Origin of the sequence: Streptomyces solincola, from assembly GCF_002982015.1 — a bacterium.
Taxonomy (GTDB): Bacteria; Actinomycetota; Actinomycetes; order Streptomycetales; family Streptomycetaceae; genus Streptomyces; species Streptomyces solincola.
In genome coordinates this window covers 1-14,875 of sequence record NZ_PVLV01000186.1, presented here as the reverse complement: position 1 = coordinate 14,875, position 14,875 = coordinate 1, and the positions used below count along the sequence as shown (strand labels likewise).

Below are 14,875 nucleotides of genomic sequence, written 5' to 3'. Positions count from 1 at the left end.
GCACCACCTGGATTGCCTACGATGGCACGGCACGCTCCCTCACCGACCTGTACCCAGCAGAAGAAGAGTGCTCAGTGAAAGTCATCAGCATCGTCGGCGCCCGTCCTCAACTGGTGAAGCTCGCCCCCATCGCGGCCGCCTTCGCCGGAACGGAACACGAGCACGTCATCGTGCACACCGGGCAGCACTACGACGCGGACCTGTCCGACGTCTTCTTCGACGGGCTGGGCATCCCCGACCCGGACGTCCACCTCGGGGTCGGGTCGGGCAGCCACGGCGTGCAGACCGGGACGGTGCTCGCCGCGCTCGATCCGGTGCTGGAGCGCGAGCGGCCCGACTGGGTGCTGGTCTACGGCGACACCAACTCCACCATCGCGGGCGCCCTTTCCGCGGTGAAGATGCACCTGCCGGTGGCGCACCTGGAGGCCGGGCTGCGCTCCTTCAACCGCCGCATGCCCGAGGAGCACAACCGGGTGCTCACCGACCACTGCGCCGACGTCCTGCTCGCGCCGACCGAGGAGGCCATGCGCCACCTCGCCGACGAGGGGCTCAAGGACCGCGCGGTGCTCGCCGGCGACGTGATGGTCGACATCTGCCTGCGCATCCGCGACGACGTGCGGGCCGGCAAGCACCAGGCGCCGGCGCTGCCCGAGGGCATCGACCCCGCGCAGCCGTTCCTGCTGGCCACCCTGCACCGCCCGGACAACACCGACGACCCCGAGCGGCTGACCGCCATCGTCGCGTCGCTGGCGGCACTGCCGGTGCCGGTCGCCCTGCTGGCCCACCCGCGCCTGGTGGCCCGCGCCAAGGAGCACGGCATCGAGCTGGCCCAGGGCTCGGTGCACGTCGGCCGCCCGCTGCCGTACGCCGGTCTGATCGCCGCCGTGCTGGCGTCCACCGGTGTGGTCACCGACTCCGGCGGCCTTCAGAAGGAGGCGTTCCTGCTGGAGCGGGTCACCACCACGATCCGGCCGGAGACCGAGTGGGTGGAAACCGTGGACACCGGTTGGAACGTCCTCGTACCCGACCCGCACACGCTGTCCGCGGACGACTGGGCCGCCACGGTGACCCGGCCGGCGCCGACCGCCGACCCCGGCACCCCGTACGGGGACGGGCAGGCCGCCCGCAACGTCGTGCGCATCCTCGCGGACCTGCACCAGCAGAAGGGAGGCAGCCGGCACGCGTGACGGACCGGACAAAGGGCCTCTCAGGGTCACTTTTCCGCCCATGTCACCGTGCTAGCGTCACCGCTTATGTCAGTGTCTCCCACGTCCCGGCCGCCCGCCGCCTTCGCGGGCGAGCGGCCTCACGTGATCTATCTCGCCATCGGTTTCCCGCCCGCCGCCAAGAGCTGCGCCTACCGCATGCGCGAGACGGCCAACCAGTTCGTCCGCCAGGGCTGGGACGTCACCGTGGTCACCATCGCCCAGGAGTCCTGGGAGCGGGACTCCGGTGTGGACCTCACCCTGCTGGAGCAGGTCGACCCGCGCGTCCGGATCGTCGAACTGCCCCTGTCGCGCGAGGACCTGGAGACCGACATCGGTCTGTACAGCGAGGAGCGCGCCCTCAACCCCAACGGCTGGGTCACCCGGCTGCGCCGCCGCCAGATGGAGCCCTTCCCGGAGCCCAACTTCGGCGAGTGGCGCGGCGACCTGGAGCAGGCCGTGCTCAAGGTGCACGCCGAGCACCCGGCCGACCTGCTGCTGGCGAGCTGCGTCCCCTACGTCAACCTCGCCGCGGCCTGGAAGCTGTGGGAGGAGGCGAAGGTGCCGTACGCGGTGGACTTCCGCGACGGCTGGTCGATCGACGTCATCGAGGGCGTGGAGTGCTTCGCCCGCGACTCCGCCGAGGGGATCTGGGAGCAGCGCATCCTGGACCACGCGGTGTCGCTGTGGGTGGTGAACGACCCGATCGCCGAGCACTACCGCACCCGCTACCCCGAGGTCGCGAGCCGCGTGCACGTGGTGCGCAACGGCTACGACGCCGACAGCTCCCCGGGCCGGGTGCACCGCCCGGACACCGGCGCCGGTCTGGCCTTCGGCTACCTGGGCACCGTCAACTTCACCGTCCCGCACCTGGAGACGGTGCTGGACGCCTGGCGGGCCGCCCGGGAGCAGGAACCGCTGCTGTCCAACGCCACCTTCGAGGTCCGCGGGCACATCGGCAACGGCTCGGGGCGCGAGGCCAACCGGCACGCCGAGGTGCTCAAGCAGGCCGAGCCGGACGGCGTCCGCTTCGGCGGTCCCGCCGCGAAGGCCGAGGTCGCCTCGATCTACGCCCGCTGGGACGCGATGGTCCTCATCCTCATCGGCGGCCGGTACGTCACCTCCGGCAAGGTCTACGAGTACATGGCGACCGGGCTGCCGATCGTGTCGGCGCACGTCGTCGAGCACGACGCGTCCAACGTGCTCCAGGGCCACCCGCTGTGGACCGGCGCCCCCGGGCTGGACGTGCGGGGCCTCACCGAGTCGTTCATCGCCGCCGCGCACCTGGCGGTGGAGACCAGTGACGAGGTACACGCCAAGGCGATGGCGCACGCCGACCGGTTCACCCGGGAAGCGGTGATGAGCGCCGCCGTGAAGACCCTGATCGACGACCACGCGGCCCTGGCCCGGGTCGGCGCCGGGGACGCGGCCGCCCTCGCCGACATCCAGCCCGCCGCCGAAGGACCCTCCCAGTGACCAACGTCCTGTTCATCGCCAGCACCAAGCCGCAGATGGGCGTCTTCGCCGACTCGGTGCGCAAGTTCCAGGCGCTGGGCGCCGGCACGTACCTGGGCGGGACCTTCCACCTGCCGTCGGTCGCCGAGCTGGGCACCGCCGGGCTGACCGAGACCCACCAGTTGCCGCGCAACCTCAACACCCGCAGCGCGGCCCTGCGCCGCAAGGCCCGCAAGTCGCCCGGCGGGATGAAGGTGTGGCTCCAGGTGCGCGGCGACAACTGGCTGCGCCGCCAGGCCCGGCACGCCGACGTGCTGGTGGCGCTGGACGCCGGCGCCGTGTACACGGTGTGGCGGCTCGCGCAGTACTACCGCGTGGCGGAGGCCCACTTCGGCATCGCGCCGGCCCTCAAGGCGGTCGAGCGGGTCAAGCGGCGCGGCGCCTCCGGCACCCGTGCGGCGATGCCGCCGCTGGACATCGTGAAGGCCAACGCCCGCCGCGCGGTGGACGGCCTGCCGGCCGCGGTGATGCGGCACGCCACCGCCCGGCCGGTGATGCGGTCGGCGATCGGCGCCAAGCTGTGGCGCACGGCCGTCACCGTGCCCGGCGTCCCGGCCAAGGTCCGCGTCGCCACCTCCCGGTACGTCGCCGAGGGCATGCAGTGGGCGGGCCGCACCAGCGGCGCCTCGCTGACCCTGGCCGCCGCCGCGTCCAAGATCCCCGATCTGACCGCGCGGGCCGGGCTGCTGGACGAGGCGGTGATGAACGAGCTGGCCAAGGGCATCAGCCCGCGCAACCTCGACCAGGCGGTCGCGGCGCGGATGGCCGAGGCGGACGCCGAGTTCGCCGAGGGCGACCACGCGAAGGCGTCGGCCGCCCTGGACCGGGCGCTGAACCTCGCGTTCCACCGGGTGCTCCACATCGACCAGCTCTCCTCGCCGCTGGCCGAGGACGCGGCCGCGTTCACCGCCCCGCTGTACCGCTCGCCGTCGATGCGGGCGCTGGCCAGGCCGCAGGGCCGCCGCACCCCGTACGCCGAGCCGCCGAAGGACCGGCCGCTGCGGCTGCTGGTCACCACCAGCGCCAACGACAACTTCCTGCGCCACATCCTGGCCCGCTACGGCGAGCACCAGGACGTGGAGCTGCGCTACCTGGACCTCGCCGCGCAGAAGAGCCTCAAGCGGGTGGCGTGGGCCGGTCGCCGGGTGCTGGAGGACCGCCTGGCCGGCGGCGCCAGCACCTACCAGGAGGAGGTCGAGCGTCTGATGCGGCCCTACCTGGACTGGGCCGACACCGTCTTCCTGGACTGGTCGGTGGGGCCCGCGGCGATGCTCACCACCATCGACCCGGGCACCACCCGGATCATCGTGCGGCTGCACAGCTACGAGGCGTTCACCCGCTGGCCGCACATGACCGACTTCTCCCGGATCGACGATCTGGTGTACGTCGCTCCGCACGTGCGGGACCTGGTCGAGTCGCTGGTGCCGCAGCTCCGCGAGGACACGGCGCCGCGCACGCACCTGATCGACAACGCCATGGAGCTGACCGGCTTCGGCCGCCCGAAGTCGGCGGACGCCCGCTTCAACCTGGGCCTGATCGGCGTCAGCCAGGTCGCCAAGGACCCGCTGTGGGCCGTGGAGGTGCTGCGCAAGGTCCGCGAGCACGACGAGCGGTACCGGCTGCTGCTGGTCGGCGGGGACATGAACCCGAAGACCAGCATGGCCACCCGGGTGTACCGCCGGGCGATGGAGTCGCAGTTGAAGCCGCTGGTGGAGGAGGGCGTCGTGCTGCGGCTCGGCCCCACCGACGACGTGCCGTCGGCGCTCACCGACATCGGCGTGATCCTCTCCTCGTCGGTGCGCGAGGGCTGCCACGTCGGTCTGATGGAGGGCGCGGCCAGCGCCGCCGTCCCGGTCTCCCGGGACTGGCCCTTCTACGCGGGCCGGCCGAACAGCGCCCGCACGCTGTACCCGGAGGGCTGGGTGGTCGGCTCCGTGGAGGAGGCGGCCCAGCGGATCCTCCAGACCACCGGCACCGAGGAGGCGTGGCGGGACGCCGGCAAGCTGGCCGCCGACCACGCGCTGACCACCTGGGACTGGCCGGTGGTGCGGCGCACGTTCGACGAGCTGTTCCTCGGCGACCGCTGAGCACCGCGGCGGACGACAGCGCGAAGGGGCCCCGGGACGATGATCCCGGGGCCCCTTCGCGTACCGCCGGGCCGGCGGCGGGAGGTGTCAGGGGTGGCGCAGGCGCCAGCCCGCCCACGCCGAGGCGACCATCTCCTTCACACCGTGCCGGGCGGTCCAGCCCAGCTCGGCGCGGATGCGGTCGGCGGCCGCCACCACGCGGGCCGGGTCGCCGGGGCGGCGGCCGGTGGTCTCGGCGGCGGCGTCCCGGTGGCCCGTGACGTCGCGGATGACGTCGATCATCTCGCTGACCGAGACGCCCTCGCCGCGGCCGATGTTGAGCACCAGCGAGGCGGCCGGGTCGGCGGCCAGCCGGCGGGCGGCGGCCACGTGCGCGGAGGCGATGTCCTCCACGTGGATGTAGTCGCGTACGCAGGTGCCGTCCGGCGTCGGGTAGTCGTCGCCGAAGATCCGGGGCGGCTCCCCGGCGTCCAGCTTCTCGAAGACCATGGGCACCAGGTTGGACACCCCGGCGTCGCCCAGCTCCGGGGTGGCCGCGCCGGCCACGTTGAAGTACCGCAGGGACGCGGTGGCCATGGAGTGGGCGCGGCCGACCGCCGAGACCAGCCACTCCCCCGCCAGCTTGGACTCGCCGTAGGGGTTGATCGGCGCGCAGGGGGTGTCCTCGGTGACCAGGTCCACGTCCGGCATGCCGTAGACCGCGGCCGAGGAGGAGAACAGGAAGCGGCCCACGCCCGCCTCGGCGGCGGCCTCCAGCAGGACGCGGATGCCCTCGACGTTCTCCCGGTAGTAGTACAGCGGCCGGGCGACCGACTCGGCGACCTGCTTCTTGCCGGCGATGTGCACCACGCCGGTCACGGCGTGCTCGCGCAGCACCCGGTCGACGGTGGCGCGGTCCAGCACGGTGCCGGTCTCCAGCGGGACGTCCGGCGGAAGCCGGTCGGCGCTGCCGGTGGACAGGTCGTCCAGGACGACGATCCGCTCGCCCGCGGCGGCCATCGCCCGCACCACGTGTGCGCCGATGAAGCCGGCGCCGCCGGTGATCAGCCAGGTCATGGGTTCCTCCTGCGAAACGGCCCCGCCCCGCGGTGGCGAGGCAGGGCCGGGGTTCGTACGGGCTGTACGGGGCCGGTGGACGCGGTCAGCCGCCGATGACGACGCGGCGGACGCCCTGCCACGCCTCCGGGTCGGTGGTGCGGCGGCCGTCGACCAGGACGGTGACGTCCGGCAGGTCGGCCGGGGAGAGGGTGCGGTACTTGGCGTGGTCGGCCTGGAGGACCGCCGCGGTGACCTTCTCGCCGCGGTGCGGGGTCAGCCCGTGGTCGGCCAGCTCCTCCGCGGTGTACATCGGGTCGGAGACGAACGGCGTCGCGCCGCGCGCCTTCAGGGCCTCCACCGTGCCGAAGACGCCGGAGAACGCCGTCTCCTTGACGCCGCCGCGGTAGGCCGCGCCCAGCACCAGCACGTTGACGCCGGTCAGGTCGCCGTAGGCGGCGGCCAGCAGGTCGACCGCGTACTCGGGCATCGCGGCGTTGGCCTCGCGGGCCGAGCGGACCACGGTGGCCTCGGGGTCGTTCCACAGGTACATCCGCGGGTAGATCGGGATGCAGTGGCCGCCGACGGCGATGCCGGGCTGGTGGATGTGGCTGTACGGCTGGGAGTTGCAGGCCTCGATGACCTTCTTGACGTCGATGCCGTTCTGGTCGGCGAACCGGGCGAACTGGTTGGCCAGCCCGATGTTGACGTCCCGGTAGGTGGTCTCGGCGAGCTTGGCCAGCTCGGACGCCTCGGCGGTGCCCAGGTCCCACACGCCGTTGGCCTGGGGCAGGTCGGTGCGCTCGTCGAAGTCCAGGACCTGCTGGTAGAAGTCGACGCCGCGGGCGGTGGACGCCTCGTCGATGCCGCCGACCAGCTTGGGGTAGCGGCGCAGGTCGGCGAAGACCCGGCCGGTCAGCACCCGCTCCGGGGAGAACACCAGGTGGAAGTCCTCGCCCGCGGTGAGGCCGGAGCCCTGCTCCAGCAGCGGCGCCCAGCGGGTGCGGGTGGTGCCCACCGGCAGGGTGGTCTCGTACGAGACGAGGGTGCCGGGCTTGAGGCCCTTGGCGATGTCCCGGGTGGCGGCGTCCATCCAGCCGAAGTCGGGGGTGCCCTCGGCGTCGACGAAGAGCGGGACGACGACCACGACGGCGTCCGACTGGGCCACGGCGGAGGCGGTGTCGGTGGTGGCCGACAGCAGGCCCGCGGAGACGGTCTGCTTGAGGCGGCGGTCCAGGTCGTGCTCACCGGGGAAGGGCTCGGTGCCGGCGTTGACCAGCTCCACGACCTTCTCGTTGACGTCCGCGCCGATGACCCTGTGGCCCTTCATGGCGAACTGCACGGCGAGCGGCAGACCGATCTTGCCGAGTGCGACTACACAGATGTTCATCGAGACAGTTTCCTCTTCACACGGGACAGTATCCGGCGCACCCGCTTGAGCGTGCCGGACGACGGCTCCCAGAGCGGAGCCGTGGTGACCACCAGCCGGCCCTTGCCGTTGGCGGTCGCGGAGACGCGGTGGGGCAGCGTCTGCCGCCAGCGCCGGGCCAGCGGCAGCGGACGGCCGCGGACCGGGACCGGGAGCTCGTAGGTCGAGCCCGCCACCACCAGGTAGACCCGGATGCCCAGGGTGGCGCGGCGCGCGGCGAGCGGCAGCGTCAGGCGCAGCAGCGTGCCGCCGCCGTCCGGGTCGGGCTCGCGGAGCGTCTCGCCCTGCTCGGCGGGCAGTTCGGCGTCGGCCGGGAGTCTGCGGCCGCCGGGCTTGTCGGCGCTGCGGGGCATGGCCTTGGCGGCCGACCGCAGGGTGAGCGACGCGGTGTCGCCGATGACCGGCGTCCGCACCGCGAGGCGTACGGCCAGGTCGTGGCCGGTCTGCTCCCACTCGCCGTCCAGGTAGCCCGTCCCGGAGGCGAGCCGGGCCGCCGCGTTCTCGTCCAGGATCTCGAAGACCCGGTCGGGGAGGGCCAGTTCGTCCCGGAAGCCCGGGTAGCAGACGTAGGCCCGGCCGTCCTCCAGCAGGATCGGCGGGGTGCCGTGCGCGGCCTCGTCCTCGATGGACCGGGCCAGCTCCTCCACCGCGCCGCGCTGCGCCAGGGCGATGCGCACCCGGCGCTGGACGTCCATCCGGTCGCGGACGCCGTCGGTGAGGTAGGTGTCGGCCAGGACGGCGACCCCGGCGCACACCTCGCGGCGGGTCCCGGCGTCCAGGGCCGGGAAGTCGTGCTGGACCAGCTTGGCCAGCTCCCACAGGAAGTGCCGGTGGAAGACGGCGTCCCGTTCGGGCCCGGCCGGGATGAGCGCGGCGGCGTGCCGCATGATGTCGGAGATGCAGCGCAGCCGGGCCAGGTGGTCGGACCGGTAGGTGATGTTGGAGGAGTCGCCGCGCTTGACCGCGTAGTAGCAGGTGTAGTCGGCCAGCACGGAGACCCGGGTGGCGCGCACCACGGCCTCGATGGTGAACGGCTGGTCGGAGCCGACCGGCATGTCCTCGGGGAAGCGCAGCTTGTGCTTCTCGACCAGTTCGCGCCGGAACAGCTTGGTGTTGGCCAGCGTGAACGGCAGCGCGGAGTCGGAGAACCCAACGTGCGGCTCGTTCTTCTTGTAGAGCGCCTGGTGGACGTAGCGCCCGCCCGCGCCGACCATCTTGCCGACGACGATGTCCGACTCGTGCTCGTCTGCGTAGGCGACCATCCGCTCCAGGGCCTCTTCGCCCAGGTAGTCGTCGGAGCCCATGAAGTAGACGAAGCGGCCGGTGGCGACCTCCAGCGCGCGGTTGCTGGGGGCCGCCGGTCCGCCGGAGTTCTCCTGGTGGAGCACCTTGACGGTGCCCGGGTAGCGCTCGGCGAACCGGTCGAGCTCCCGCCCGCTGTCGTCGGTGGAGCCGTCGTCGACCGCGACGACCTCCAGGCGCGCGCGGCCGATGCTCTGTCCGACCAGCGACTCCAGGCACTGGGTGAGGTAGGGCATCGTGTTGTAGACGGCGACCACGACGGTGACGTCGGGGAGGGTCACGTCGGGAAGGGTGGTGTCAGGGCTGCTGCCCATACCCCGCCCCCCGCGTCGGCCGGACCCCGGGCCCGCCGGGGGCATGCGTCGAAGACCGCTCAGTTGCCATCGTCCACCCGCCCCCGCAGGGAGACCGTGCCGCCGCCGGCGGCCGACTTCAGCACCGCCTCGGCGACCTCCACGGTCCGCAGGCCGTCCCGCAGGGTGCAGATGTCGCGGGGCCCGCCGAGGACCGCGTCCCGGAACAGCTCGTGCTCGACCAGCAGCGGCTCGCGCTTGGGGATGGCGTAGCGGACCATGTCGCCCTCGGAGACGCCGCGGAAGGCCCGCAGCGCCTCCCACTCGGTGGCCACGGCGGCGTTGGAGTGGAAGGTGAGGTCGGCGGTGAGGGTGTCGGCGATGAAGCAGCCGCGCTCGCCGGTGACTGAGGTGAACCGCTCCTTGAGCGGGCTCAGCCAGTTGACCAGGTGGTTGACCATGGTGCCGTCGGAGAGCTGGCCGACCGCGGAGACCATGTCCTCGTGCACCCGGCCCGACTTGGAGACGGTGTGCGCGGCGATGGAGGTGTACGTCTGGCCGGTGACCCAGCCGGTGAGGTCGATGTCGTGGGTGGCGAGGTCCTTGACCACGCCGACGTCGGCGATGCGGTGCGGGAAGGGGCCCTGGCGGCGGGTGACGACCTGGTAGACGTCGCCCAGCTCGCCGGCCTCCAGCCGGGTGCGCAGCGAGCGCAGCGCGGGGTTGCACCGCTCGATGTGGCCGACGCCGGCGACCAGGTCGCGGGACTCGAACGCCTCGACCAGGCGGCGGGCGCCCTCCACGGTGTCCGCGAGGGGCTTCTCGATCAGCGCGTGCACGCCCGCCTCGGCCAAGGCCAGGCCGACCGGCTCGTGCAGCGCGGTGGGGCAGGCCACCACGGCGTAGTCGACGCCGAGGGCGATCAGCTCCTCGACGGTGGCGAGCACGGGGGCGCCCTGCGCCCAGCCGTTCTTGTCGCCCATCGGGTCGACCACGCCGACCAGTCGGACGCCGTCCAGGCCGGCGAGCACCCGGGCGTGGTTGCGGCCCATCGAGCCGAGCCCGACGAGCCCGGCGCGCAGCGGTGCGGTGGCGGCGGTCACAGGTTCTCTCCCAGCGCGTTGACGGCGGCGGCGATGCGCTCCAGGTCGCCCTGGCCCAGCGAGGGGTGCACGGGCAGGGAGACCACCTCGGCCGCGGCCTTCTCGGTCTCCGGCAGGTCCCAGTCGCGGCCGGCCTTCTGGTCCGGCTCCCAGTAGGGCTTGAGCCGGTGGATGGGGGTCGGGTAGTACACCGCGTTGCCGACGCCCGCCTCGGTGAGCTTCGCCATGGCGGCGTCGCGGTCGCCGCGGATGCGGACCGTGTACTGGTGGTAGACGTGCCGGGCGCCCGGGGCGAGCGGCGGGGTGACCACGTTCGGGGCGGTGATGTGCTCCGAGAGGTACGCGGCGTTGGCGATGCGCTGCTCGGTCCAGCCGTCCAGCTTGGCGAGCTGGACGCGGCCGACGGCGGCGGCCACGTCGGTCAGCCGCACGTTGGCGCCGACGATCTCGTTGGCGTACCGCTGCTCCATGCCCTGGTTGCGCAGCAGGCGCAGGGTGCGGGCGGTCTCGGCGTCGGCCGTGGTGACCATGCCGCCTTCGAGGGAGTGCATGTTCTTGGTCGGGTAGAAGCTGAAGGTGCCGCCCGCGCCGAAGGCGCCGACCGGGGTGCCGTTCAGCGCGGCGCCGTGGGCCTGGCAGGCGTCCTCCACCACGGCGAGGCCGTGCTTGGCGGCGATGGCCATGATGCGGTCCATCGCGGCCGGGTGCCCGTACAGGTGCACCGGCATGATGGCGGCGGTCCGCGGGGTGATCGCGGCCTCCACGGCTGCCGGGTCGAGGCAGAAGCTGTCCGGCTCGATGTCGACGAACACCGCGTCGGCGCCGACCAGCCTGACCACGTTGGCCGAGGCCGCGAAGGAGAACGAGGGGACGATCACCTCGTCGCCGGGCCCCACGCCGATCGCCATCAGCAGCAGGTGCAGCGCGGAGGTGCCGGAGTTGACCGCGACGCAGTGCCGGCCGTCGACCAGCGCGGAGAACTCCTCCTCGAACGCGGCGACCTCGGGCCCCTGCACGACGCGGCCGCTGCGCAGCACGCGCACCGCCGCCTCGATCTCCTCTTCACCGATGACCGGGCGGGCAGCGGGGATGGGCTGCTCGTTGCTGCTCGGCATGGACGTCCTCCTTGAACACCGCGAGAGCTCTAAGTGGCAGAGGTCTTGAGGATGTCCGCGGACGTGAATGAGCCGCGCGTCCCTCCGGCGCGATGCCGACCCCCTGCCGAGGTTGCTGGGACCGGTCTGCCCCTGAGCCGGATTCATCACCGGTCCGAGATGCGGGCGGTACCCGCCACGGCAGCGACCGGGCGTCACATTATCAGGGATCTCCTAGGCCATTTCGGGCTCCTGCACCCTGCGGTGCATCAATTCCGAAACAAAGCGCGACCCGTCCCGACACCAGGGGCGGTACGGGCCGTGCCGCGGTGGCACGCCGTACCGCCCCTGTTCACCCGGTCGTCAGTCCTCGGTGGCGGCCGTGACGGCCGACGGGGACTGCTGCTCGGCGGCGACCGTCTTCTTCGCCGCCGTCTTCTTGGTGGCGGCCTTCTTGGCGGTCGTCTTCTTCGCCGCGGTCTTCTTGGCCGCCGTCTTCTTGGCGGCGGCCTTCTTCGCGGTGGCCGTGGTGGCCTTCTTGGCGGTCTTGCGGGCCGTCTTCTTGGCCGGCGCGGCCGCCTCCTCGCCCTCGGCCGCCGCCTCGGGGCCGGCGGGCTCGGCCTCCGCCGGGGCGGCGGACACCACGACGACCGCGGCGTCCTCCGCGCCCGACGGCGAACCGGCCGGGGCGGTGGCCTTGCGGACCGCCCGGCGGCGGGTACGGGCCGGGGCGGCCGCGGGGGCCTCCTCGGCGGGCGCGGGCTCGGCCGGAGCCGCGACCGGCTCGACCGGGGCCGGGGCCACGATCTCGGTCTGCGCCTGCTCCGCGGAATCCTCCGCCTTGGGCGATCCCGCCGGGGCGGTCGCCTTGCGGGTGGCGCGGCGGCGGGTACGGGCCGGGGCGGCCGCGGGGGCCTCCTCGGCCGGAGCCTCCGGCGCGACGGTGGACGCGGCGAGCTCGGGCTCGGCCTGCTCCGGTGCGGCGATGGCGGGCACGGCCTCGACCTCGACCACCTCCGGCGCCACCTCGGCGACCGCGGGCTGCGGGGCCGGGGCGGGCTCCGCCGCGCGGGGCGCGCCGGCCGGGGCGGACGCCCGGCGGGTGGCCCGGCGGCGGCGGCCGCGGGTCGCGGCGGCCTCCGCCTCGGCGACCGAGGAGTACAGCTCCTCGTCCGGGGCGACGCGCTCGGCCAGCGGCTCGGCGAGCGAGACCGGCGCGGCCAGCTCGGCCGCCACCTCGGCCTCGGTCTCGACCTCGGGCTCGGTGGTCGCCGTCTCCTCGGAGACGTGCTCGTGGACGTGGGCGTCGCCGCCCTTGCCGCGCTTCTTGGCGCGCTTGCCGCCGCCACCGCCGGTCGCGGTCGCCTGCTCCATGTGGACGATGACGCCGCGCCCGTTGCAGTGCACGCAGGTCTCGGAGAAGGACTCCAGCAGGCCCTGGCCGACCCGCTTGCGGGTCATCTGGACCAGGCCCAGCGAGGTGACCTCGGCGACCTGGTGCTTGGTCCGGTCCCGGCCCAGGCACTCCAGGAGGCGGCGCAGCACCAGGTCCCGGTTGGACTCCAGCACCATGTCGATGAAGTCGATGACGACGATGCCGCCCAGGTCGCGCAGCCGGAGCTGGCGCACGATCTCCTCTGCCGCCTCCAGGTTGTTCCTGGTGACGGTCTCCTCCAGGTTGCCGCCCTGGCCGGTGAACTTGCCGGTGTTGACGTCGACGACGATCATCGCCTCGGTCTTGTCGATCACCAGCGAGCCGCCGGACGGCAGCCAGACCTTGCGGTCCAGCGCCTTCATGAGCTGCTCGTCGATCCGGTAGGTGGCGAAGACGTCGGTCTCCGAGGTCCAGCGGGTGAGGCGGTTCGCCAGGTCCGGGGCGACGTGCGAGACGTAGCCGTGGATGGTCTGCCAGGCCTCGTCGCCGCTGACGATGACCTTGGAGAAGTCCTCGTTGAAGATGTCGCGGACCACCCGGACGGTCATGTCCGGCTCGCCGTACAGCAGCGTCGGCGCGTTGCCGGACTTGGCCTTCTTCTGGATGTCCTCCCACTGCGCCTGGAGCCGCTCGACGTCGCGGCGCAGCTCGTCCTCGCTGGCGCCCTCGGCGGCGGTGCGCACGATGACGCCGGCGTCCTCGGGGACGATCTTCTTCAGGATGGTCTTCAGCCGGGCCCGCTCGGTGTCGGGCAGCTTGCGGCTGATACCGGTCATCGAGCCCTCGGGCACGTAGACCAGGTACCGGCCGGGCAGCGAGACCTGGCTGGTGAGCCGGGCGCCCTTGTGACCGATCGGGTCCTTGGTGACCTGCACCAGCACGGACTGGCCGGACTTCAGCGCGGCCTCGATGCGGCGCGGGCCGTGGCCCATGCCGAGCGCCTCGAAGTTGACCTCGCCGGCGTACAGCACGGCGTTGCGGCCCTTGCCGATGTCGACGAAGGCCGCCTCCATCGACGGCAGGACGTTCTGCACCTTGCCGAGGTAGACGTTGCCGACGTACGAGGTCGACTGCTCCTTGTTGACGTAGTGCTCGACCAGCACGTCGTCTTCCAGGACGCCGATCTGGGTGCGCTCGCCGCTCTGGCGGACGACCATGACCCGCTCGACGGCCTCGCGGCGGGCGAGGAACTCGGCCTCGGTGATGATCGGCACCCGGCGGCGGCCCTGCTCGCGGCCCTCGCGGCGGCGCTGCTTCTTGGCCTCCAGGCGGGTGGAGCCCTTGATGGACTGCACCTCGTCGGCGGCCTCGCGGGCCGGACGCGGCTCGCGGACCTTCACGACGGTGCGCACACCGTCGTCGTCGGCGGCGCCGGTCTCGTTCTCGCCGCCCGCGTCTCCGCTGCGGCGGCGGCGCCGGCGACGGCGGCGCGAGCTGCTGGTGCCGGCGGCGGACGGCGTGCCACCCTCCTCCGACTCCTCCTCGTCGTCTTCCTCGTCCTCGGCGTCGGCCTCCTGCTCGGCGGACGGGGTCTCGTCCTTCCCGCCGTCGGAGGTGTCGTCGTCGGCGGTGTCCTCGTCCGCGTCGGCGGCCTCGCCGCGGCGACGGCGGCGGCCACCGCGGCGGCGGCGGCGCGAGGGGCGGTCCTCGGACTCGTCGCCCTCGGCGGCCTCCGGCTCGGCGCTCTCCGGCTCGGCCTCCTCGGCGCTCTCCTCGGCCTCGGGGGCCTGCTGCTCGACGGGCTGCTCGGCGGGCTCGCCGCGGCGGCGGCGGCGACGGCGGCCGCCCTCGCCCTGCTCGACGGCGCCACGCGCCTCGCCGGCCTCCTCGCTCTTCTCGGCCCGCTCGGGCTTCTCGGCCTTGCCGGCCCTGTCGGCCTTGCCGGTGTCGGCGGCGGCCTGGGCCGCGGCCTCGGCGGCGGCGGTCTCCGGGGTCTGGAACATCGGCTCGGCGAACACCGGCGCCTGGAAGACCGGTACGGCCGGGCGTGCGGCGCGCCGGCCGCGGCCCTGCTCGGCTGCGTCCGTACGGGCCGACGCGCCGGCGGTGAACTGCGGGGAGGAGGCGCGGCGGCGGCCGCGGCCGCGGGTGGCGGCCTCCTCGGCGGCGGCGACCTCGGCCTCGTCGGACGCCATCTGGGCGACGCTGGCGGCGGGCGGCGTCTCGCCGGCGGCCTCCTCGACCGGGGCGGGCGCGCCGGCCGGCGCGGTGGCCTTGCGGGTGGCCCGGCGGCGGGTGCGCGGCGCGGGGGCCTCCTCGACGGCGGCCTCGACCTCGGCGGGCTCGGGGGCCCCGGTGGGCGCCGGCTCGGCGGCGGGCGGCGGACCGGCGGCGGCGGTGGCCTTGCGGGTGGCGCGGCGGCGGCGCGGCGCGGGGG

9 protein-coding genes are annotated in these 14,875 nt (G+C 73.6%); 3 read left to right on the top strand and 6 right to left on the bottom strand.

What is annotated here, in order from left to right; translation table 11 throughout:
* The first annotated feature begins 74 nt into the window (after positions 1 to 74).
* From wecB to C6N75_RS13565, 3 genes are all read left to right on the top strand, one after another.
* Positions 75 to 1,187 (top strand): non-hydrolyzing UDP-N-acetylglucosamine 2-epimerase, encoded by a 1,113-nt coding sequence (gene wecB, locus C6N75_RS13575; RefSeq protein ID WP_105869138.1) that lies wholly within the window; start codon positions 75 to 77, stop codon positions 1,185 to 1,187.
* A 123-nt stretch (positions 1,188 to 1,310) separates the two neighbouring features.
* Positions 1,311 to 2,681: a glycosyltransferase gene (locus C6N75_RS13570; RefSeq protein ID WP_105869137.1), complete on the top strand. Its 1,371-nt coding sequence runs from the start codon at positions 1,311 to 1,313 to the stop codon at positions 2,679 to 2,681.
* Positions 2,678 to 4,807, top strand: coding sequence for a glycosyltransferase family protein (locus C6N75_RS13565; protein ID WP_105869136.1), 2,130 nt, complete (start codon positions 2,678 to 2,680; stop codon positions 4,805 to 4,807). Before C6N75_RS13570 ends, C6N75_RS13565 begins: the two co-directional genes overlap by 4 nt.
* A gap of 87 nt (positions 4,808 to 4,894) precedes the next feature.
* Here the strand turns inward: C6N75_RS13565 and galE are convergent, their stop codons facing one another.
* From galE to C6N75_RS13535, 6 genes are all read right to left on the bottom strand, one after another.
* Positions 4,895 to 5,863 carry a UDP-glucose 4-epimerase GalE gene (galE, locus tag C6N75_RS13560; RefSeq protein WP_105869135.1) on the bottom strand — a complete coding sequence of 323 codons (969 nt, stop codon included), beginning with the start codon at positions 5,861 to 5,863 and terminating at the stop codon, positions 4,895 to 4,897.
* 85 nt (positions 5,864 to 5,948) lie between these two features.
* A complete protein-coding gene (locus C6N75_RS13555; protein WP_105869134.1) occupies positions 5,949 to 7,232 on the bottom strand; it encodes a nucleotide sugar dehydrogenase in 1,284 nt (427 codons plus the stop codon).
* A complete protein-coding gene (locus C6N75_RS13550; protein WP_105869146.1) occupies positions 7,229 to 8,854 on the bottom strand; it encodes a glycosyltransferase family 2 protein in 1,626 nt (541 codons plus the stop codon). The genes C6N75_RS13555 and C6N75_RS13550 overlap by 4 nt, the downstream gene beginning before the upstream one ends.
* Before the next feature lie 92 nt (positions 8,855 to 8,946).
* Entirely contained in the window at positions 8,947 to 9,969 is a 1,023-nt protein-coding gene (locus tag C6N75_RS13545) for a Gfo/Idh/MocA family protein (RefSeq protein WP_105869133.1), read from the bottom strand.
* Positions 9,966 to 11,084, bottom strand: a complete 1,119-nt coding sequence (locus tag C6N75_RS13540) for a DegT/DnrJ/EryC1/StrS family aminotransferase (protein WP_105869132.1) — start codon at positions 11,082 to 11,084, stop codon at positions 9,966 to 9,968. The genes C6N75_RS13545 and C6N75_RS13540 overlap by 4 nt, the downstream gene beginning before the upstream one ends.
* A gap of 342 nt (positions 11,085 to 11,426) precedes the next feature.
* Positions 11,427 to 14,875: Rne/Rng family ribonuclease (locus tag C6N75_RS13535; protein WP_105869131.1), on the bottom strand; the 3,449-nt coding region annotated here is incomplete at its 5' end.

Bases quoted from the DNA above. Each gene is read 5' to 3' on its own strand.
- galE (WP_105869135.1), bottom strand. From the start codon at position 5,863: ATGACCTGGCTGATCACCGGCGGCGCCGGCTTCATCGGCGCACACGTG.
- C6N75_RS13555 (WP_105869134.1), bottom strand. From the start codon at position 7,232: ATGAACATCTGTGTAGTCGCACTCGGCAAGATCGGTCTGCCGCTCGCC.
- C6N75_RS13540 (WP_105869132.1), bottom strand. From the start codon at position 11,084: ATGCCGAGCAGCAACGAGCAGCCCATCCCCGCTGCCCGCCCGGTCATC.